Source organism: Cobetia sp. UIB-001 (assembly GCF_044789135.1).
Lineage (GTDB): Bacteria > Pseudomonadota > Gammaproteobacteria > Pseudomonadales > Halomonadaceae > Cobetia > Cobetia amphilecti.
In genome coordinates this window covers 1-19,910 of sequence record NZ_CP058244.1, presented here as the reverse complement: position 1 = coordinate 19,910, position 19,910 = coordinate 1, and the positions used below count along the sequence as shown (strand labels likewise).

At 62.2% G+C, this 19,910-nt stretch carries 15 protein-coding genes; 8 read left to right on the top strand and 7 right to left on the bottom strand.

Annotation, left to right across the window (positions count from 1 at the left end):
- Positions 1 to 161: 161 nt before the first annotated feature.
- From HA399_RS00075 to HA399_RS00065, 3 genes are all read left to right on the top strand, one after another.
- Positions 162 to 2,168: a DUF3413 domain-containing protein gene (locus HA399_RS00075; RefSeq protein WP_404325626.1), complete on the top strand. Its 2,007-nt coding sequence runs from the start codon at positions 162 to 164 to the stop codon at positions 2,166 to 2,168.
- Positions 2,169 to 2,240: 72 nt separating this feature from the next.
- Positions 2,241 to 3,086, top strand: a complete 846-nt coding sequence (locus tag HA399_RS00070; protein WP_404325625.1) for a glycosyltransferase family 2 protein — start codon at positions 2,241 to 2,243, stop codon at positions 3,084 to 3,086.
- Between the two features lie 2 nt (positions 3,087 to 3,088).
- Positions 3,089 to 4,222, top strand: a complete 1,134-nt coding sequence (locus HA399_RS00065) for a glycosyltransferase family 4 protein (RefSeq protein WP_404325624.1) — start codon at positions 3,089 to 3,091, stop codon at positions 4,220 to 4,222.
- Between the two features lie 146 nt (positions 4,223 to 4,368).
- On the opposite strand, the gene HA399_RS00060 is transcribed toward HA399_RS00065, so the two are convergent.
- The 3 genes from HA399_RS00060 to rfaD all read right to left on the bottom strand — a co-directional run bounded on the left by HA399_RS00060 (position 4,369) and on the right by rfaD (position 7,369).
- A complete protein-coding gene (locus tag HA399_RS00060) occupies positions 4,369 to 5,280 on the bottom strand; it encodes a hypothetical protein (protein ID WP_404325623.1) in 912 nt (303 codons plus the stop codon).
- Positions 5,277 to 6,296 (bottom strand): lipopolysaccharide heptosyltransferase II, encoded by a 1,020-nt coding sequence (gene waaF, locus HA399_RS00055; RefSeq protein WP_043331640.1) that lies wholly within the window; start codon positions 6,294 to 6,296, stop codon positions 5,277 to 5,279. Before waaF ends, HA399_RS00060 begins: the two co-directional genes overlap by 4 nt.
- Positions 6,297 to 6,412: 116 nt before the next feature.
- A complete protein-coding gene (gene rfaD / locus HA399_RS00050; RefSeq protein ID WP_404325622.1) occupies positions 6,413 to 7,369 on the bottom strand; it encodes an ADP-glyceromanno-heptose 6-epimerase in 957 nt (318 codons plus the stop codon).
- Positions 7,370 to 7,538: 169 nt separating this feature from the next.
- On the opposite strand from rfaD, the gene glyQ reads away from it, so the two are divergent.
- The 5 genes from glyQ (at position 7,539) to HA399_RS00025 (ending at position 13,315) form a co-directional block, all read left to right on the top strand.
- Positions 7,539 to 8,495, top strand: coding sequence for a glycine--tRNA ligase subunit alpha (gene glyQ / locus HA399_RS00045; RefSeq protein ID WP_404325621.1), 957 nt, complete (start codon positions 7,539 to 7,541; stop codon positions 8,493 to 8,495).
- Positions 8,496 to 8,497: 2 nt separating this feature from the next.
- Complete coding sequence (glyS, locus tag HA399_RS00040; protein ID WP_404325620.1) at positions 8,498 to 10,567, top strand: glycine--tRNA ligase subunit beta; 2,070 nt, start codon at positions 8,498 to 8,500, stop codon at positions 10,565 to 10,567.
- Positions 10,568 to 10,943: 376 nt separating this feature from the next.
- Positions 10,944 to 11,573, top strand: coding sequence for a D-glycero-beta-D-manno-heptose 1,7-bisphosphate 7-phosphatase (gmhB, locus tag HA399_RS00035; RefSeq protein WP_064503225.1), 630 nt, complete (start codon positions 10,944 to 10,946; stop codon positions 11,571 to 11,573).
- A 141-nt stretch (positions 11,574 to 11,714) separates the two neighbouring features.
- Positions 11,715 to 12,227, top strand: coding sequence for an S-ribosylhomocysteine lyase (luxS, locus tag HA399_RS00030; protein ID WP_043331647.1), 513 nt, complete (start codon positions 11,715 to 11,717; stop codon positions 12,225 to 12,227).
- Between the two features lie 140 nt (positions 12,228 to 12,367).
- Positions 12,368 to 13,315 (top strand): alpha/beta hydrolase, encoded by a 948-nt coding sequence (locus HA399_RS00025; protein WP_404325619.1) that lies wholly within the window; start codon positions 12,368 to 12,370, stop codon positions 13,313 to 13,315.
- Between the two features lie 159 nt (positions 13,316 to 13,474).
- Here the strand turns inward: HA399_RS00025 and gyrB are convergent, their stop codons facing one another.
- From gyrB to dnaA, 4 genes are all read right to left on the bottom strand, one after another.
- Positions 13,475 to 15,892, bottom strand: a complete 2,418-nt coding sequence (gene gyrB, locus HA399_RS00020) for a DNA topoisomerase (ATP-hydrolyzing) subunit B (protein WP_404325618.1) — start codon at positions 15,890 to 15,892, stop codon at positions 13,475 to 13,477.
- Positions 15,893 to 15,911: 19 nt separating this feature from the next.
- Positions 15,912 to 16,997, bottom strand: a complete 1,086-nt coding sequence (recF, locus tag HA399_RS00015; RefSeq protein WP_153636738.1) for a DNA replication/repair protein RecF — start codon at positions 16,995 to 16,997, stop codon at positions 15,912 to 15,914.
- Positions 16,998 to 17,173: 176 nt separating this feature from the next.
- On the bottom strand, positions 17,174 to 18,277 hold the full coding sequence (gene dnaN / locus HA399_RS00010) for a DNA polymerase III subunit beta (RefSeq protein ID WP_043331653.1): 1,104 nt from the start codon (positions 18,275 to 18,277) through the stop codon (positions 17,174 to 17,176).
- Between the two features lie 145 nt (positions 18,278 to 18,422).
- Complete coding sequence (gene dnaA / locus HA399_RS00005; RefSeq protein ID WP_043331654.1) at positions 18,423 to 19,910, bottom strand: chromosomal replication initiator protein DnaA; 1,488 nt, start codon at positions 19,908 to 19,910, stop codon at positions 18,423 to 18,425.

Below are 19,910 nucleotides of genomic sequence, written 5' to 3'. Positions count from 1 at the left end.
ACTCTTTGCTGACGCTCCGTTCAAATCTATTACTAACAAAGTGGTCATCCGGCGCGCAAAACAAGATATCATGCTAACAATATATTATGCATGATAACTATCTTGCCGCTCCCCACGCTTGATGGGTTATCGCGCTTATTCCTATCCGCCGGATATGACCGATGACAGCAAAGACCCCTGACTCGCCTGCGCCCGCCAACGCCCGACCTCGTGACAGCCGCCGCCGCTATCTTCGCGACAGCGCCACCTTCTCTCTCGCCATCCTGGTGTTGATCTGGCTGGTAGCGACCCGCTATCTGCCCTTTACCCCACTGCCGCAAGGAGTGAGTGCCGCCAGTCTGAGCGGTTGGGCCTACCTGGCCACCACCTGGCTGGGTCACTACGGACTACTTGCCCAGCTACTGTGGCTGCCACTCGGCCTGCTCGGCATGATGTTGCCCGCGCGCAGCGCTCGCCGCTGGCTGTGGCTCCCTGCGGGCATTCTGGCCGGCAGTGCATTGAGCGCACTGATCATCGACAGCCTCGTCTATGCCCAGTACCGCTTCCATCTCAACGGCTTCATGCTGTCGATGTTCCTCAATGACAGCAACGGTGAAATCTTCGAGTTCGATGCCACGACCTGGCTACTGGGTGCCTGCACCCTGCTCGGCTTGATCGCGCTCTGCTGCGGGCTGGCTTATCGACTGAGTGGGCCTGCGGCAGTCAAGCGCGCTCACCGTTTGCCGACAGGCAAGCTGCATGCCTTGCTGTTCCTCATGCTGCTGGCAAGCCACATCCAGCACATCGTGTCAGATGCCCATCACAACCTGCAGGTGACACGCGAAGCCCCCGCCTTCCCGCTGCTGTTCCCGGCCACAGCGCGCGACTTCATGGAAGACCACGGATGGCTGGATGCCCGGACTGCAGAAGCGGCCAAGGTGAATATCCAGAATTTCGGGGCGGGTTCGCTGACCTACCCTGCCGTACCGCTTGAACAGGATGACGATGTCATCACCAGCAGAGGTGTCGACGGCCAGCCTGCCAACATCCTGTTTCTGGTGATCGACTCCTGGCGCGCCGATAGCTTCACTGCCGAAACGATGCCCCACTTGCACGCCGCCCTGGCGGATGGCCTGCACTTCCCGGATCACATCTCCGGCGGCAACAGCACCCGCACCGGTTTCTTCAGCCTGCTATCTGGCCTGACCGCCAATTACGTCACCCCGATGGAGAATGACGGCCTGGGCAGCGTGCTGGTCAATCAGGCGCTGCAGCGCCAGTGGCCGCTGGGGCTATTCTCCTCGGCAAGCTTCAATGGTGTCGGCCTGGACCGCAGCCTCTTCCCGAAAGTGCCAGATCTGCGCTTGCGCACCCTGGGCGATAGCCCCGCCATGCGGGACCGCGTGATGACGACCGACTGGCTCGCCTGGCAGGCCCAGCGCCGCCAGACAGCGCTGCAGCAGGACGCTCATGCGCTGAAACCGTGGCTGGGCGTGCTGTTCTACGATGCTCCGCATGGTTACTCGCTGCCCAGAGGTGCCAGCACTCCCTTCCAGCCCAGCGCCACCGGCATGGACTATCTGACACTGGGTCCCGACACCGACCCGACGCCTGTACGCAACCTGTATCTGAACTCGCTGTATCATCTGGACAGGCAATTGGCGCGCGTGATTCAGGACCTGAAAGAACACGGCGAGTGGGACAATACGGTGCTGGTCGTCACCGGTGATCATGCTCAGGAGTTCAATGACAGCGGCAAGAATTTCTGGGGACACAATGGCAACTTCACTCGCTACCAGACCCAGGTACCGCTGATTCTGCGCGGCCCCGGCATTCCTGCCGGCCACTATGGAAGCCAGCTGCCCCTGCCGCCCGTCACCGCGCATTATGATGTCGTCCCGACACTGCTACGCCATGTGATGGGCATCAGCAATCCCCCCAGCGACTACAGCATGGGCCATGACCTGCTGCGCACTCTCGACCATCAGCCAGAGGTCGACAACGAATGGGTGCTCTCCGGTAGCTATCAGGACTTCGGTATCATTCAGCGCGATCGCATCTACGCACTGGAAGGCACCGGCGGCTATGCAGTGTACGATGGCGACATGAATCGTCGGCAGGCGCTCGGCGAAGGCGCCAACCCCGTCATGAAAGTGATGGAGACCATGCGCCGCTTCTACGCGAACTGAGCCTGCCACTGAGTCCCATCGGCGCCTGCCCCACCCCGTCGTGCTGCAGGCGCTCTTCAGACAGAGACCGTCATGAACACGAGCGACGAGGCCTCGGCCGCCCATTCACCCGATGGCAAGCTGCGCACCGCGGTGCCCATCACCGGCTGTGTCATCACCCTCAATGAAGCCCACAACATCGAGGACTGCCTGCGCTCGCTGGCCCAGGTCTGCGATGAGCTGATCGTGGTCGATTCCGGCTCCACCGATGCCACCTGCGAGCTGGCGCGCAACATGGGTGCCGTGGTGATCGATCAACCCTACCTGGGCGACGGGCCGCAGAAGAATGTCGGGCCGAGCCATGCCAGCCACCGCTGGGTGCTGTCTCTGGATGCCGATGAGCGCCTGACCGACGGTGCCGTCAGCGCCATCCGGGAACTGGCACTCGACAGCACGCCTCACGACGGCTTCGCGCTGCGCCGTCGCAACTTCATCGGCTCACGCTGGGTGCGGCATGCCGGCTGGTACCCCGATTACTGCCTGCGCCTGTATGACCGCGAGAAACTCGCCTTCCGCGATTCGCGTCAGCACAGCTCGGTGCAGGCCAACCATCCCTGCGAGCTGGACGCCGATCTCGAGCATTACAGCTTCGCCAATCTTGGTGAACTGTTCGTCAAGGCCAGTGGCCGCTTCTCGAACCGAGCCGCCAAGATCATGTATCAGAAGGGAAAACGCGCCAACGCCTTCACTCCCTTCCTGCATGCCAGCAATGCCTTCATGCGCAAGTTCGTCTTCCAGGCTGGCTTCCGCGATGGCGTCGATGGCTTCTCGGTGGCGCTGTCGGCCAGCGTCAATGCCTACCTGAAATACGCCAAGCTGCTGGAATTCCAGCGTGACGCCAAGGTGCGTGAGGCCGAAGATTTCAACAAGGTATGGTGACCATGACCTCTAGCTGTGAGCCGACTGCCGCGCGAGGTGTGACGCGCCCGCTTCACGTACGCCATGTCAATCTGGCACGCGGCTTTCGCGGCGGGGAGCGCCAGACGCTCAACCTGATCGCGGACCTGGCGCGACGCGCAAGCCCGGGGGAGAACGGCGAAGCCGGTGCGCCGATCCGCCAGTCACTGGTGTGCCTGCAGGGCTCGCCCTTGATCAGCGAACTGGCGGCGCTTGAGCTTGCCGTCACGGTGGACGTGATCGAGATCAGCGGACGCTTCAAGGGCCATCTCGGCCAGCCTCGCGCCGATATCGTGCATGCTCACGAAGCCAAGGCCGTGCACTGGGCATGGCTGCATCAGCGCCTCACCGGCACGCCCTACCTGCTGACACGCCGGGTGCCCCAGCCGGTGAAGGACAAGCCGTTCAATCGCCTGACCTATCGCGCGGCCGCCTGCCGGGTGGCGATTTCGTCGGTGATCGAATCTCACCTGCGGGAGCGCCAATGGGGTGAGACGGCGTTGATTCCCAGCACCCTCGCCCATCTGCCCAGCGACAAGCAAGCCGTGGCCGAGCTCCGCCAGCGCTTCGGCAATACACCCGCAGGAGATCGTGTTGTCATCGGGCATGTCGGCGCCCTGGTGGACCGACACAAGGGCCAGCGAGTGCTGATCGAGGCGGCCTGCAGGCTGCGCGACAGCCACCCGCAGCTGCTGTTCGTCTGTCTGGGCGCCGGCGAGGACGAAGCGGCCTTCAAGGCGGAAAGTGCCGATCTCGACAATCTGGTCTGGGAAGGCTTCCACACCAATGTCGGCGACTATCTGGAAGCCTTCGATCTGTTCGCCTTCCCGTCACGCAACGAGGGTCTCGGCTCGATTCTGCTCGACGTGATGGATCACGGCGTCCCGATCATCGCAAGCGATGTGGATGGCATCCCCGATATCGTGCATGACGACAGCACCGGCGTGCTGGTGCCCACCGGCGATGCACAGGCACTGGCTGCCGCCATCGTGGCACTCGTCGCTGATGCACCACGTCGGGAGCGGCTGGTCGCGGGGGCGCGTGCGCATCTGGCACGCTTCACTCCCAGCGCCATGGGCGAGGCCTATCTGGGGCTTTACCAGCGGCTGGCACGCTAGACCGCTTTTCATCTCAGGCACTTGGCCCACAAGCACCTATCGTCCAGCACCTATCGCCCGGCTAGAGAATAAAAAAAGCCCTGTTTCATGTGAAACATCACAATGAAACAGGGCTTTTTTCGTTTTCCAAACAGCAGGTCAGCAGCTCAGGCGCGCGAATCACCGTCCTCCAGGCCGCGCAGATCCGGCCAACCCTCGTCCACACCCAACACGGGATATGTCCGGGGATCCAGCGGGCCTGGTTCGCTTTCGGGGCGACACTCACGCAGCGCAACCTGCAGCCGCTGCAGGGCCTCATCGCCTTCGGCACCAGCGGTCACTCTGTCCCAGAACTCCCGATGTACCGCCTTGATGACGACGGGCACGCTGGGCACACCGACCTGTTGCGCCATGGCCAGACGATGCAGACCACGGTTGATCTTGAGCAGGCGCCCCTCACGCGTCACCGCGACGCCCATCTCGTCCTTGGTGACCCCCTGACGAAAGCCATTGCTGGCCATGTCCTGCAGATAACCGCGATAACAGCGCAGATAGCCGAGAATCTGCTCCTCGCTGTCCATCAACAGTCCATCACGCGGCGACGACCACGGCTTGCCCGCTTCCAGCAAGGCCTTCAAGTGCTGATAGCGCTCCGTCACCGTCAGGTCATCGCCATGCTCGATCAGGTCCCGCATCAGCCGCGAGCGTGAACCGAAGCGGAAGGCGCCGCGCCGCAGGTCCCAGTCGCCATCCCAGATGAAGGCGTTGGAGGATGGCCGGTTGCGCTTGTCACGCCCGAAGTTGACGTCGCGCACCAGCTCACGCGGATTGACCCAGACCGTCAACGCCTCCTGCCCCATCACGTCTTCCAACGCATGACGCGGCAGGCCACGGCGCTCAAGGGACTGATGGCGTGCACGCTGGCGTTTCCAGCGCTTCAACCAGCAACGACTGAACGGCAGTATCAGGTGGTGCTCGCACCAGGCACGCAGCGCCTCGATCCGCTGAGCACGCTGCATGGCCCCGCGCATGCGCGGGTGGATCAGATCATCCGTCGTACGGTTTCTCGGCAGGTTCACCGCGCATCCTCATCCAGCGAGATCGCCGTCAACAGTCGCTCGGGAGCAATATGATTCAGGCAATTGGTATGCCCCAGCGGGCAGACGCGCTTGAAGCAGGGTGAACACTCCAGCGCCAACCAGTGGATCTCGCGATTGGCCGTCAGCGGCGGCGTGTAATGCGGCGACGAGGAACCGTAGATGCCCTGGATACGGGCCCCTACAGCGGCTGCGACATGCATCAGGCCGGAGTCATTGCTGACCACTTCCCGACACTCGGCGATCAGGTCCACCGCATCCGCCAGCCGCGTCTTGCCACACAGGTTGTGAACGCCCGCAAGCCCCTGGGCGATCTCCTCCCCCGCCGCGACATCCTTGGGGCCACCGAAGATGCGCACCTCGGCCCCCTGGCGGGTCAATGACTCGGCAAGCGCGCGAAAGTGCGCCAGCGGCCACTGCTTGGCCGGGCCATATTCCGCCCCGGGCATCATGCCGATGATGGGCGCCGGCGGCGCCACCAGTCCCAACTCGCCGCGCAAGCGCAGCTGATTGGCGCTGTCAGTGACCAGAGCGGGCTCCGGGATGCCCGCCGGCGGATTGGCCTCCTCAACGGGCAGGCCCAGCGACGTGAAGCGCTTGACGGTCTGATCGAGCACCGACTTGTCGAGCTTGCGACACTCGGTGAGCAGACCGTAGCGCTGCTCACCGGTGAAGCCGACCCGCACCGGAATGCGCGCGAAGAACGGCACCAGCGCTGCCTTCCACGAGCGCGGCAGCACGATGGCGCGGTCGAAGCGTCCACGCAGCGAACGCCCGAGCTGCCAGCGCGCCTTGAGGGCGAAGTCACCATGCCCCGCCGGCAACGCCAGTGCCTCCTCGACCTCGGGCATGCGCTCGATGATCGGCTGCGACCAGGCGGGCGCCAGCACACTGATCCGGCAGCCGGGCGAGCGCTGCTTCAGCGTCATGAACAGGCTCTGCGCCATCACCATGTCGCCGACCCAGCTGGGCCCGACCACCAGAATGCGCTCACTCATGCCTTGCTCCTCTTCACGGCCAATCCTCCTTGCGGGTGCGCTTGCCCTGCCCCATCGCCCTGCGAGGCAGGCGCTCACCCTCAATCCACACGCGCTCAGTCCCCACGTGCTCGGACTCAGCGATTCAGCCATTCGAGATAGGCGCGCGTGCCCTGGGCAACGGTCTTGAATTCGACGTTGCAGCCGGCCTTGCGCAGCTTGCCGATATCGGCACGCGTGAAGCTCTGGTAGCGGCCCTTGAGGTTTTCCGGGAAGTCGATGTACTCGATCTCGCCCTTCTCGTAGTACTCGATGACGGTCTCGGCGATCGCCTTGAACGGCTCGGCGCGACCGGTACCCAGATTGAAGATGCCGGAGGCTTCCGGGTGATCGAGGAACCACAGGTTCACGTCGACCACATCACCGACATAGACGAAGTCACGGCTCTGCATGCCGGCATCGTAGCCATCGTAGGCGCCGAACAGCTTGGGGTTCTCGCCCGCCTTCACCTGGGTGTGGTGGTGATAGGCAACGCTGGCCATCTTGCCCTTGTGCTGCTCACGCGGGCCGTAGACATTGAAATAGCGGAAGCCGACGACCTGGGTGGTCAGGCTGTCCCAGCGCTGACGCACGTGCTGATCGAACAGCAGCTTGGAGTAGCCGTAGACGTTGAGCGGACCTTCGAACTCCGGCGTTTCCTTGAAGACCTGGCTGTCGCCGTAGGTCGCCGCGGAGCTCGCGTAGAGGAGGGGAATCTGGTTCGCTTCGCAGAAGTTGAGCAGCACCTTGGAGTACTCGAAGTTGTTCTCGAGCATGAACTGGCCGTCCCACTCGGTGGTGTCCGAGCAGGCACCTTCGTGGAAGATCGCCTCGATCTTCGGCAACTCGGCATACTCGCCCATCAGGCTCGACTGGACGCGAATCAGGAAGTCGTCCTTGTCGAGGTAATCGGCGATGGTCAGGTCCGCCAGATTGACGAACTTGGTGCCGTCACTCAGGTCATCCACCACCAGGATATCGGTACGGCCGCGGTCATTGAGTGCCTTGACGATATTGGCACCGATGAAGCCGGCGCCTCCGGTAACGACGATCATTTGAGCTCCCAGAGCCTCTAGAGGCTTGTAGGCAACGCGCGCGTTCAGTAACGCGACACATCAGAATTTGGAAATGGCACGCACTCGGTTTCGTCTGCGGCCTATAACCCGATAAGCGGGGATTGTATACTCGGCAGTTCTCGAATTCATGGGCCAACGGGCTTCACCAATGACACAGCCAGACGTGAAAACCTTCCAGGGCCTGATTCTGGCCCTGCAGCAATACTGGGCCGAACAGGGTTGCATCATCCTGCAACCATTGGATATGGAGGTTGGCGCGGGGACTTTCCACCCGGCGACCTTCCTGCGCTCCATCGGTCCTGAAACCTGGAACGCTGCCTACGTGCAGCCTTCCCGCCGTCCCACCGACGGCCGCTACGGCGAAAACCCCAATCGCCTGCAGCACTATTATCAGTTCCAGGTGGTGATGAAGCCGTCACCGGCCAACCTGCAGGAGCTCTATCTGGGCTCGCTGGAGCGTCTGGGCATCGACCCGCTGGTCCACGACATCCGTTTCGTCGAGGACAACTGGGAATCTCCGACGCTGGGCGCCTGGGGCCTCGGCTGGGAAATGTGGCTCAACGGCATGGAAGTGACCCAGTTCACCTACTTCCAGCAGGCAGGTGGCATCGAATGCTTCCCGGTCACCGGCGAGCTGACCTACGGCCTCGAGCGCATCGCGATGTACCTGCAGGACGTGGACAGCGTCTACGACCTGATCTGGACCACCGCGCCGGACGGCTCCGTCGTGACCTATGGCGACGTCTTCCTGCAGAACGAGAAGGAGCAGTCGGCCTACAACTTCGAGCACGCTGCCGTGCCGGAGCTGTTCGCGGCCTTCGATCACTGCGAGAGCGAGTGCCAGAAGCTGCTGATCGCCAACCTGCCGCTGCCGGCCTACGAGCAGGTACTGAAGGCATCACATACCTTCAACCTGCTGGATGCGCGTCACGCCATCTCCGTCACCGAGCGTCAGCGCTACATCCTGCGCGTGCGCACTCTCGCCCGTGATGTGGCCCACGCCTATTACGATTCGCGCAAGGCCGCCGGCTTCCCGCTGGCCCCGCAGGCGCTGCGTGATGAGCTGCTCGCCGCCGATGACACCACTACCGAGGGAGACGCGTAAGCATGGCCTCCGTGAATACCCTGCTGATCGAACTGGGCTGCGAAGAACTGCCGCCGGGCGCCATCGACGCACTCGCTGACAGCCTCGCCAACGGCCTCGCCGATGGCCTGCGCGACGCCGAAGTCGCCTTCGGTCAGGTACGTGCCTACGCCACACCGCGTCGTCTGGCGGTGATGATCGAATCCCTGGCCGAGCGCCAGCCGGACCGCGAGATCGAGAAGCGCGGACCGGCCAAGGCCGCCGCCTTCAAGGATGGCGAACCGACCCGTGCGGTGCAGGGCTTCGCCCGCTCCTGCGGCGTCGAAGTCAGTGACCTGATCGAGCTGGAAACCGACAAGGGCACCTGGCTCGGCTATCGTCACACCCAGCCGGGCGAGTATCTCTCCGCCCTGCTGCCGGCCATGCTGGAGCAGGTCGTGGATCGCCTGCCGGTGCCGAAGAACATGCGCTGGGGTGCCTCACGCATCGAGTTCTCGCGTCCGGTGCATTGGCTGGTCGCGCTCTACGGCAGCGAAGTGATCGAGGCCAGCGTGCTCGGCCTCGATTCCGGTCGCACCACCTTCGGCCACCGCTTCCATGCGCCGCAGGCCATCACGCTGGCGCACGCCGAGGACTACCTCGACGCGCTGGAAGATGCCCGCGTGCTGGCCAACCGTGAGGTGCGCCGTGAGCGTATCCGCGAACAGGTCCAGGCCGAGGCGGAAGTCTATGGTGCCAACGCCGTCATCGAGGAAGCCCTGCTCAACGAGGTCAACGGCCTCGTGGAATGGCCGGTGGCGCTGACGGGCACCTTCGACGAGCGCTTCCTGGAAGTGCCGGCGGAGTGTCTGATCTCCTCCATGAAAGCCAACCAGAAGTACTTCCACCTGCTGGACAACGACGGCAAGCTCAAGCCGGCCTTCATCACCATCTCCAATATCGAGAGCAAGGACCCGCAACAGGTCATCTCCGGTAACGAGAAGGTGATTCGTCCGCGTCTGGGCGATGCCGCCTTCTTCTACGAGACCGACCTGCGCAGCACGCTGGAATCGCGTCGCGAGAAGCTCGAGAGCGTCGTCTTCCAGCAGAAGCTGGGCAGCATGGCCGAGAAGGCCCGTCGCAGCGAAGCCGTGGCACGCCACATCGCGGAACGCATCGGTGCCGATGTCGACCACGCCGCACGTGCCGCACAGCTGGCCAAGACCGACCTGGTCACCGAGATGGTGCTGGAGTTCCCGGAACTGCAGGGCATCATGGGCCACTACTACGCCCGTCACGATGGCGAAGATGCCACCGTCGCTCTCGCGCTGGAAGAACAGTATCTGCCGCGCTTCGCCGGCGATGCGATCCCCACGACCAAGGCCGGCATGGCGATTGCCCTGGCCGACCGTCTCGACACCCTGACCGGCATCTTCGGCATCGGTCAGCGTCCGACCGGCGCCAAGGACCCGTTCGCACTGCGTCGCGCCACCATCGGGGTGCTCAACATCCTGATCAAGGGTGAGCTTGACCTCGACCTGCGCGAGCTGCTGACCGTCAGCGCCGAACAGCATCGTGATCTGCCCAAGGCCGAAGGACTGGTCGAGGACGTGCTCGAGTACATGCTCGATCGCTTCCGCGCCTGGGCCAGCGATGAAGGCATGGGTGCCGAGCTGTACCTGGCCGTGCGTACCCTGAAGATCAGCAATCCGCTGGACTTCGCACGTCGTCTGCGTGCCGTGCACGCCTTCGGCGAACGTCCGGAAGCCGCTGCTCTGGCGGCAGCCAACAAGCGCGTCTCCAACATCCTCGCCAAGGCCGAGCACGATGGTCGCACCGAGGTGGATGCGAGCCTGTTGAGCGAGCCGGCCGAGCAGGCACTGGCAGACGCCCTGACGGCACGTGGCGCGGAAGTGGCACCGCTGTTCGCCGCGGCGCGCTACCAGGAGGCCCTCGATGCACTGGCCAGCCTGCGCGAGCCGGTCGATGCCTTCTTCGATCAGGTGATGGTCAACGCCGACGATGCCGCCGTGCGCGCCAATCGTCTGGCGATGCTGGCCAGTCTGCAAGGCCTGTTCATGGGTGTGGCCGACATCAGTCTGCTGACCCAATAAGAACTGCCGATCCACGCTGTCCCTGACATCGGTAAATCGCAGTCTCTGCAAAAGAACCCCGCCACGGCGGGGTTCTTTTGCATCCGGGGTCCCGAAATGCCGTGTTGCGTGACAGGATTTCACGCAACACGGCAGCGATGTCACAATTTCTGCCTTGATCCCCTACCTAGGTCGCACTAGTATTCCAGTATAGAAACAGTGTTCGAAAAGCGCGGCAGCCTGTCGCACCACGCACTTCGACCACTCGGCGCCATTTGCCCATCCCCACGTGCGAGCGTCATCTTGTGACTCGGCTCACAATTTTCCAGGCAAAGCGGCGACCCCTGACAAGCAGCCCGGCTGACGCCCCAGACTGCCCTGAAGTGAAGAGTTGACCATGCAAAAACTGATCGTGCTCGACCGTGATGGTGTCATCAATGAAGACTCCGATGCCTTCGTCAAGAACGCCGAGGAGTGGATCGAATACCCCACTTCCATCCAGGCCATCGCCCGTCTGACCCGCGCTGGCTATACCGTGGCCGTGGCGACCAACCAGTCCGGCATCGCCCGTGGCCATTTCGGCCACCGCGAACTCGACCAGATGCACACCAAGATGATGCAACTGGTGAAGGAAGCCGGTGGCGATATCGCTCACATTGCCTACTGCCCGCATGGCCCGGACGACGGCTGCGATTGCCGCAAGCCCGAACCCGGTCTGCTCCATCAGATCCAGGATGCCCTGCAGATTCCCGACTTCGAAGGGGCCTGGATGCTGGGCGACAGCCTGCGTGACCTCATCGCGGGCCAGAAGGCCGGCTGTCGCGCCGCGCTGGTGATGACCGGCAAGGGCCAGAAGACGCTGGCAGATGGCGAGGGGCTCAAGGACGTGCTGGTAGTGGCCAACCTGGCCGACTTCACCAACCGCCTGCTCGATGGTGAGCTCAATCACCCTATATCGGATGGTGAGCCGGGAAAGTCCCAGCGCCGCTGCGTCAGCTGTGAAGCCGCTGCCGAAAGCTATCTGTGAGGCGCGTCTGCCCGGCGATAACCCTGCGCACGGCGCGCTTGCCTCTCTAATCAGTAGCGGCGATATGCTACCCTTCAGACATGAATCCGGGCGGGCGACTGCCTGCCTGCCTGTCTCACTTCCTCATGCTGGAGGCTTCACATGCCACTGCTGGATAGTTTCACTGTCGATCACACCATCATGAAGGCGCCTGCCGTGCGCGTGGCCAAGAAGATGGGCACCCCGAAAGGCGACAACATCACCGTCTTCGACCTGCGCTTCTGCGTGCCGAATGAAGAGATTCTCTCCGAGAAGGGCATTCACACCCTCGAGCACCTGTTCGCCGGCTTCATGCGCGAGCACCTCAACGGTGATGACGTCGAGATCATCGATATCTCACCGATGGGTTGCCGTACCGGTTTCTACATGAGCCTGATCGGTGAACCGGAAGAAGCTCGCGTTGCCGCTGCCTGGTCTGCTGCCATGCAGGACGTGCTCAACGTGGCGCGTCAGGAAGAGATCCCGGAGCTCAACGTCTATCAGTGCGGCACCGCACAGATGCACTCTCTGGAAGAAGCCAAGCAGATCGCCAGCAACATCCTGTCCCGCGATATCGGCGTCAACCGCAATGACGAGCTGAAGCTGGATGAAGGCTTCCTCAATCAGGCGCACTGAGCCTTGAGACATCGAGCCTTGAGGCACCGGGCTTGATCAGCCTGTCGAGTGCGCCGAGCACTTGAACGAAAAAGCCCGCTATCTGACCGGATCAGATAGCGGGCTTTTTTCATGACGTGACATCCGAGCGAGTGTAGCCAATGCCAGATTCCAGCAGCCATGCCTTTGATTTCACGACCTTCCTGGCAGACAAGGAAGCGTGGTCAGCGCCGAATGAACTCGTCCCCTACCGCTGCCGCGATGACAGCAGCCTGGGCTGTCGCCATTATCCCGCAGCAGGCATGTCAGGGCGCCGCTCACACCTCATCCTGCTGCATGGCTCCAGCGCTGACAGCCGTTATCTCGCATCGCTGGCAACGCGCCTGGCTGAAGCTGGTCATCATGTGCATACGCCGGACTTGCGCGGCCACGGCCCAGCCCCGCAGCGACGTGGCGACATCGACCACCTGCTTCAGCTCGAGGAAGATCTCGAGGACCTAATCCTGTCGCTCGAGCTACCAGCCGATGCCAGAGTCATTGTCGCTGGCCACTCTGCCGGAGGCGGCCTGGCACTGCGCTTCTCGGCCGCTGCCTGTCAGCGCCAGCGTGCCGATATTCCGCTGCACGGCGTGATATTGCTGGCGCCGTACCTGCATCATCTCGCGCCCAACATGCGCCGTGATTCACGCTGGGCACAGCCACGCATCGCGCGAATGCTGGCCTGCGCGCTGCTGAATCGGCTCGGCATCCATCGCCTGGATCATATTGAGGTCCTTGGCTTCAATATCCCGCCAGAGTACCGCGATGCACATACCACCGACGCCTACTCGTGGCGCTTGATGACGGGCCTCAATCCTCGCGACTATCAAAGTGACCTCAAGGCGCTCGCCCATCATCAGCTGCCAGTGCTGGCGCTGATCGGCGAGCATGACGAGGCGTTTCATGCCGAGCGACTTGCCCAATGTCTGCAACCCCACCACCCCGCGGCGCAGGTGGAAGTCCTCCAGACAATTGATCACCTGGGGCTTGCGACGTCCTCCATCACGGCAGAGCGAATCACCGCCTGGCTGGCCGAGCAACGCACCGATCAGGACGACACGCCCGGCTGAGACGACACTCTCGGCCGTGACCGAGCCGAGCCCCTCGCTGTTGTCCTTGCTCTAGACTGCGGCAAAACGCACATGCAAAAACGGCCCCTGATCGAAGATCAGAGGCCGTTTTTCTAGCCCGGCTTGGCAAGACATCCGCCAAGCGCTAGCTCAACGCCATCAGACGTCGAGGTTGGCCACCAGCGCGAAGCGCTCGATGAAGTCACGGCGCGGCTCGACTTCGTCACCCATCAGGGTGTTGAACATCTGATCGGCACCGATCGCATCCTCGACGGTCACACGCAGCATGCGACGGGACTCCGGATCCATGGTGGTTTCCCACAGCTGATCCGGGTTCATCTCGCCCAGCCCCTTGTAGCGCTGGATGCTGAAGCCACGTGCCGCTTCCTTCATCAGCCAGTCGAGGGCTTCGTAGAAGGTGACGACTTCCTTCTTGCGCTCACCGCGCGAGACGTAGCTGCCAACTTCCAGCAGGCCTTCCAGCATGTTGCCCAGCTCACTCATCTCGCGGTAGTCGGCGGACTTGAAGAAGTCGACATCCCACAGGTAATCGCTGCTGACACCATGTGCCGTCAGCGTCACCGCCGGCAGATAGAGATTGCGCTCGCCGTCGTGGCTGAGAGTGAAGCTGTAGTGCGGGCCACCCTCATAGGCAATCAGGTCATCCATTTCCTTCTGGAGACCGTCGATCCAGCCTTGCACCTGAGACTGGTCCGCGAGAGCGGCCTCATCCAGATGCGGAGCGTGCACGATCTTGCGCAGCACGGCAGACGGATAGACGCGCGCCAGACGATCAATGCGCTTCATCACGCCACGATACTGGTTGACCAGTGCTTCCAGCTGAGCGCCGGCGATGCCCGGGGCATCGGCGTTGACGTGCAGCTTGCCGCCGTCCAGCGCCGTAGCGGTCAGATAGTCCTGCAGCGCCTGCTCGTCCTTCAGATACTGCTCATTCTTGCCACGCTTGATCTTGTAGAGCGGCGGCTGGGCAATGAAGATATGACCGCGCTCGATCAGCTCCGGCATCTGACGGAAGAAGAAGGTCAGCAGCAACGTACGGATGTGCGAACCATCGACGTCGGCATCCGTCATGATGATGACGGAGTGATAGCGCAGCTTGTCGGGATTGAACTCTTCACGACCGATACCGCAACCCAGCGCGGTGATCAGCGTGCCAACCTCGGCAGACGACAGCATCTTGTCGAAGCGCGCCTTCTCGACGTTGAGGATCTTGCCCTTCAGCGGCAGGATCGCCTGGGTACGACGATCACGCCCCTGCTTGGCGGAGCCACCAGCGGAATCACCCTCGACCAGGTACAGTTCGGAGAGGCTCGGGTCCTTCTCCTGACAGTCAGCCAGCTTGCCCGGCAGACCTGCGATATCCAGGGCGCCCTTGCGACGCGTCATATCACGCGCCTTGCGCGCGGCTTCACGCGCCCGCGCCGCATCCAGCATCTTGTTGACGATGCCCTTGGCTTCGTTGGGCTTCTCGATCAGATACTCGGAGAACAGACGGCCCATTTCCTGCTCGACGGCTGTCTTGACCTCGGAAGAGACCAGCTTGTCCTTGGTCTGCGAGGAGAACTTCGGGTCCGGTACCTTGACCGAGATGATCGCGGTCAGGCCTTCACGGGCATCATCCCCGGTCGTACCGACCTTGGATTTCTTGAGCAGACCTTCCGCCTCAATATAGCTATTGAGCGTACGCGTCAGTGCTGCACGGAAGCCGGCCAGGTGCGTCCCGCCATCGCGCTGAGGAATATTGTTGGTGTAGCAGAAGATATTCTCGGCGAAGCCTTCATTCCACTGCATCGCCACTTCGACGGCAATGCCATCCTCGCGCTCCATCTCGAAATGGAACACCGGATTCAAGGGCGCCTTGTTGGTGTTGATATGGTCAACAAACGCCTTGAGGCCACCTTCGTAATGGAACAGCTCTTCCTTGCCGCTGCGCTCGTCAATCAGACGGATGGCGACACCGGAGTTCAGGAAGGACAGCTCGCGCAGACGCTTGGCCAGAATCTCGTAGTGGAATTCGATATTGGCAAAGGTCAGCGGGGAAGGCTTGAAGCGCACCAGGGTACCGGTCTTCTCGGTCTGGCCCACGATGCCCAGCGGCGACTGCGGCTCGCCATGGCGATAGATCTGCTCGTGGACATTGCCCTGACGCCAGATGGTCAGCTTGAGCTCTTCGGATAGCGCGTTGACGACCGAGACCCCCACACCGTGCAGACCGCCGGAGACCTTGTAGGAGTTGTCATCGAACTTACCGCCTGCGTGCAGCACGGTCATGATGACTTCCGCTGCGCTGACGCCTTCCTCTTCATGGATCTCGGTCGGCACACCACGACCGTTGTCGCTGACGGAAACTGACTCGTCGGCATGGATAACGACCCGGACTTCGCTACAGTGACCGGCCAGCGCCTCGTCGATGGAGTTATCCACCAGCTCGAACACCATATGATGCAGCCCCGTGCCGTCATCGGTATCACCGATATACATGCCGGGGCGCTTGCGTACGGCATCCAGGCCCTTGAGGACCTTGATGCTTGATGAGTCGTAAGCCTGTTCGCTCATTGGCTTCTCCGTCGTGAAATCATTCCGTGTGCAGTCGCCCGTGTTCCACGTGAAACATCCTGACATCAGTGTTCGGCAACCATACCCGATCCAATGTTTCGGGTTCGACGCAGGTCACGAAGACCTGGCACTCGAGGCCTGCCAACAGCTGGCAGAAGAGACGGCGATGCTCGCCATCCAGTTCCGCCGGCAGATCGTCGATCAGGTAGACACAGGTACGTCCGTTCATTTCTTCGAGCAAGCGACCCTGAGCCAGCTTGAGAGCGCTGACCACCAGCTTCTGCTGGCCGCGAGACAACACCTCGACTGCAGGGCGTCGCCCCAGGCGAATACGCAAGTCGGCGCGTTGTGGGCCAGTCTGGGTAAAGCCCATATGGCTATCACTGTCGCGCCCTGCTGCCAGCACGTCGCCCAGAGGGCGCTTGGCATCCCAACCGCGCTGATAGCGCAGAGTCAGCTCGGGTAAATCAATCAGCTCGGCAAGCGTGGCTTGAAACAGAGGCGCCAGCGCCTGCATATATTCCATGCGCAGGGCATCAAGACGCTCGCTCCAGTGAGCAAACTCTCGATCCCAGACGTTAAGTGCCTGAACGTCCATCTTACCATGCCTGAGCAGTGCGTTCCGATGTTTGAGCGCCCGACGCACGCGGCGCCAGACGTCGAAGAAGTCGTGTTTCACGTGAAACACACCCCAATCAAGGAACTCACGCCGAGCAGAGGGCGACCCCTCCAGCAACCGGAAGGCATCCGGATTGATCAGCTGCAATGGCAAGGCCTGAGCCAGCTGGGCAACTCGCTCTACCTTCTCGCCATCCAGCCGCATCTCCAGCCCATCTGCAGCCTGATCACGCCTTACCCCCAGTGGGCGCGGCGGATCGCCTGCCAGGCGGCCAAACAGCGTCATTCCCGCCGTGTCATGCGCAATGGCATGCTTGAGCTTGTGCGTGCGAAAAGAGCGCGCCAGCCCCAGCACATGGATACCTTCCAGCAGGCTCGACTTGCCACTGCCATTGGCACCACTGACCAGATTCACCCCTTTTCCCGGCGCCATATCGACTGTCGCCAGGTTGCGCAGATTCTGGAATTGGAGTCGTTCAAGCGCCATGACGGCCTCATTCGATAGAGAAAAAGAGCCATGGCCGCTTTCGGGGCTCAAATACGACAACACCCGCCATTCAGGAGTGAAAATGGCGGGTGTTGTCGAGGCTCATTCTGCGATTGCGCGCGTCAATTGCGTCACAATTACGATTCAAGATACTGATTTAAATAGCAATTACGATATTACAGGCGCATCGGCATCACTACGTAACGCGCATCGCCGCCACCCGGCTCTTCCAGCAGCGCTGAGCTGTTGGCATCGGACAGCGTCAGCTGTACGCGATCGGCATCCAGCACTCCCAGCACATCGATCAGGTAACCGACATTGAAGCCGATCTCGAGGCCAGCCCCTTGGTAATCAAGGGCAATATTCTCTTCGGCCTCTTCCTGCTCGGGGTTGTTGGCCAATACGCGCAGGTTGCCGGCCTCCAGATAGAGGCGCACGCCACGGTACTTCTCGTTGGAGAGGATCGCGGTGCGCGACAGTACCTGACGCAGCTCGGCACGCTCGGCCACGATGACCTTGTCACCGCCACGCGGGACAACACGCTCGTAATCCGGGAACTTGCCGTCCACCAGCTTGGAGGTGAAGGTGAAGTCGCCGGTCTGGGCACGCACGTGCGTCCCGCTGACCGTCAATGTCATCAGCTCGTTGCTGCCATCGAGCAGGCGAGTCAGCTCAAGGATACCCTTGCGCGGGATGATCAGCTTCTGCGCTTCCGGCACGCTGATGTCAGCGGCCTGCTCGCAGACGGCCAGGCGGTGACCATCGGTCGCCACGGTACGCACCAGGTTGCTGGTCAGTTCCAGCAGCATGCCGTTGAGGTAATACCGGACATCCTGTTGCGCCATCGCGAAGGAGGTCGCGTCGATCAGATGCTTGAGGGTGCCGCGCGGCAGGCTGACGGTGATATCGCCCTGGCCATCATCGATGTTCGGGAACTCGGCCACCGGCAAGGTCGACAGGGTGAAGCGTGAACGACCGCTGCGCAGAATGGCACGCCCTTCTTCCAGCGCGAGAATGATCTCGCTGCCTTCGGGCAGTGACTTGCAGATATCCATCAGCTTGCGCGCCGGCACCGTCGCGGAACCCGGCTCATCGACACGGCTGGGCTCGACGCGCCCGATCAGCTCGACCTCAAGGTCTGTCCCGGTCAGCGACAGCTGCTGATCGGACACTTCAAGCAGCACATTGGACAGCACCGGCAGTGTCTGGCGACGCTCGACGACACCCGCCACCAGGGACAGCGGGCGCAGCAGGGCTTCACGCGAAATGGCAAATTTCATGGAGACTCCACTCTCTGGAAACGGGGCAATGCTCGCTGACAGGCAGCGCGCACGCAAAAGAAATTCGGGGCCGCGACAGGCAAGCCCGGAGCACAGCAGGCCGATAGCGTGATTGTCGCCAACCCGACCTGCCGCTGCAATTCGATCAGCTGGTCAACAGACGCAGCAGATTCTTGTAGTCCTCGCGGATATCGGCGTTCTCTTCACGCAGCGAGGCCACCTTGCGACAGGCATGCAGCACCGTGGTGTGGTCTCGCCCACCGAAGGCATCGCCGATTTCCGGCAGGCTGTGGTTGGTCAGCTCCTTGGCGAGCGCCATCGCGACCTGACGCGGACGGGCGACGGAGCGCGAGCGGCGCTTGGAGTGAAGATCGGAAATCTTGATCTTGTAGTACTCGGCCACGGTGCGCTGGATATTGTCCACACCCACCTGCTTGTCCTGCAGTGCCAGCAGGTCCTTCAGGGATTCACGGATGAAGTCCTGATTGATCGCGCGCCCCATGAAGTGGGAGTCGGCGATGACCTTCTTCAAGGCACCTTCCAGCTCGCGCACGTTGGAGCGGATCTTCTGCGCGATGAAGAAGGCGGCATCGTGAGGCAGATCGACCTTGGCCTGATCGGCCTTCTTCATCAGGATCGCGACGCGCGTCTCGAGCTCCGGCGGCTCGATGGCGACGGTCAGCCCCCAGCCGAAGCGTGACTTGAGACGCTCCTCGACCCCATTGATCTCCTTCGGATAGCGGTCCGAGGTCAGGATCATCTGCTGACCACCCTCGAGCAACGCATTGAAGGTGTGGAAGAACTCCTCCTGGGAGCGCTCCTTGCCAGCGAAGAACTGGATGTCATCGATCAGCAGCGCATCCACCGAACGGTAGAAACGCTTGAAGTCATTGATGGCGTTGAGCTGCAGCGCCTTGACCATGTCCGCCACGAAGCGCTCGGAATGCAGGTAGACCACCTTGGCATTCTCGCCGCCCTGCTTGGCCAGATGATTGCCCACCGCGTGCATCAGGTGGGTCTTGCCCAGACCCACGCCGCCATACAGGAACAGCGGGTTGTAGGCGCCGCCGGGATTCTCGGAGACCTGACGCGAGGCCGCGCGGGCCAGCTGGTTGGACTTGCCTTCGACAAAGGTTTCGAAGGTGAAGTTCGGATTCAGGCCACTGGAATGCTTGAGGCTACCTTCTACCTGCACCTGGCGCGTGTTGCGACGCGGCGCCTGTTCCCGGGCGCCATCGCCGGCCATCTCACGCTCTTCCGCGAAATTGCCCCGCGGCGGCGTATGCACGGAAGGGGCACGCGGGCTCGGCATCTGGCCCGGCGCTTGCGCCTGGGCAGATACCGGCGACGCAGCCGCGCCTTCCGGACGCGGGTTCGAGACGGTCCGGCGGCTACCGACGCTCAGCTCGACCTTGGGCGGCTTGCCCGGTGCCAGCTCACGCAGCAGCTCGTGAATTCGTTTGAGGTACTTGTCATTGACCCAATCACGCACGAAGCGGTTGGGGGCGAGCAGGCACAGCTCTCCGCTGTCGCCTTCCTCAGCCTGCAGGGGACGAACCCAGGTATTGAACTGCTGTGAATTCAGCTCGTCTTGCAGGGCGTCAAGACATTGTTGCCAAAGTGCGAGCGACAC

Coding starts and splice junctions, on each gene's coding strand:
- waaF (WP_043331640.1), bottom strand. CDS start 6,296: ATGAGTGAGCGCATTCTGGTGGTCGGGCCCAGCTGGGTCGGCGACATG.
- HA399_RS00065 (WP_404325624.1), top strand. CDS start 3,089: ATGACCTCTAGCTGTGAGCCGACTGCCGCGCGAGGTGTGACGCGCCCG.
- glyS (WP_404325620.1), top strand. CDS start 8,498: ATGGCCTCCGTGAATACCCTGCTGATCGAACTGGGCTGCGAAGAACTG.
- HA399_RS00070 (WP_404325625.1), top strand. CDS start 2,241: ATGAACACGAGCGACGAGGCCTCGGCCGCCCATTCACCCGATGGCAAG.
- dnaN (WP_043331653.1), bottom strand. CDS start 18,277: ATGAAATTTGCCATTTCGCGTGAAGCCCTGCTGCGCCCGCTGTCCCTG.
- gmhB (WP_064503225.1), top strand. CDS start 10,944: ATGCAAAAACTGATCGTGCTCGACCGTGATGGTGTCATCAATGAAGAC.
- HA399_RS00075 (WP_404325626.1), top strand. CDS start 162: ATGACAGCAAAGACCCCTGACTCGCCTGCGCCCGCCAACGCCCGACCT.
- HA399_RS00025 (WP_404325619.1), top strand. CDS start 12,368: ATGCCAGATTCCAGCAGCCATGCCTTTGATTTCACGACCTTCCTGGCA.
- glyQ (WP_404325621.1), top strand. CDS start 7,539: ATGACACAGCCAGACGTGAAAACCTTCCAGGGCCTGATTCTGGCCCTG.
- recF (WP_153636738.1), bottom strand. CDS start 16,997: ATGGCGCTTGAACGACTCCAATTCCAGAATCTGCGCAACCTGGCGACA.
- rfaD (WP_404325622.1), bottom strand. CDS start 7,369: ATGATCGTCGTTACCGGAGGCGCCGGCTTCATCGGTGCCAATATCGTC.
- gyrB (WP_404325618.1), bottom strand. CDS start 15,892: ATGAGCGAACAGGCTTACGACTCATCAAGCATCAAGGTCCTCAAGGGC.
- luxS (WP_043331647.1), top strand. CDS start 11,715: ATGCCACTGCTGGATAGTTTCACTGTCGATCACACCATCATGAAGGCG.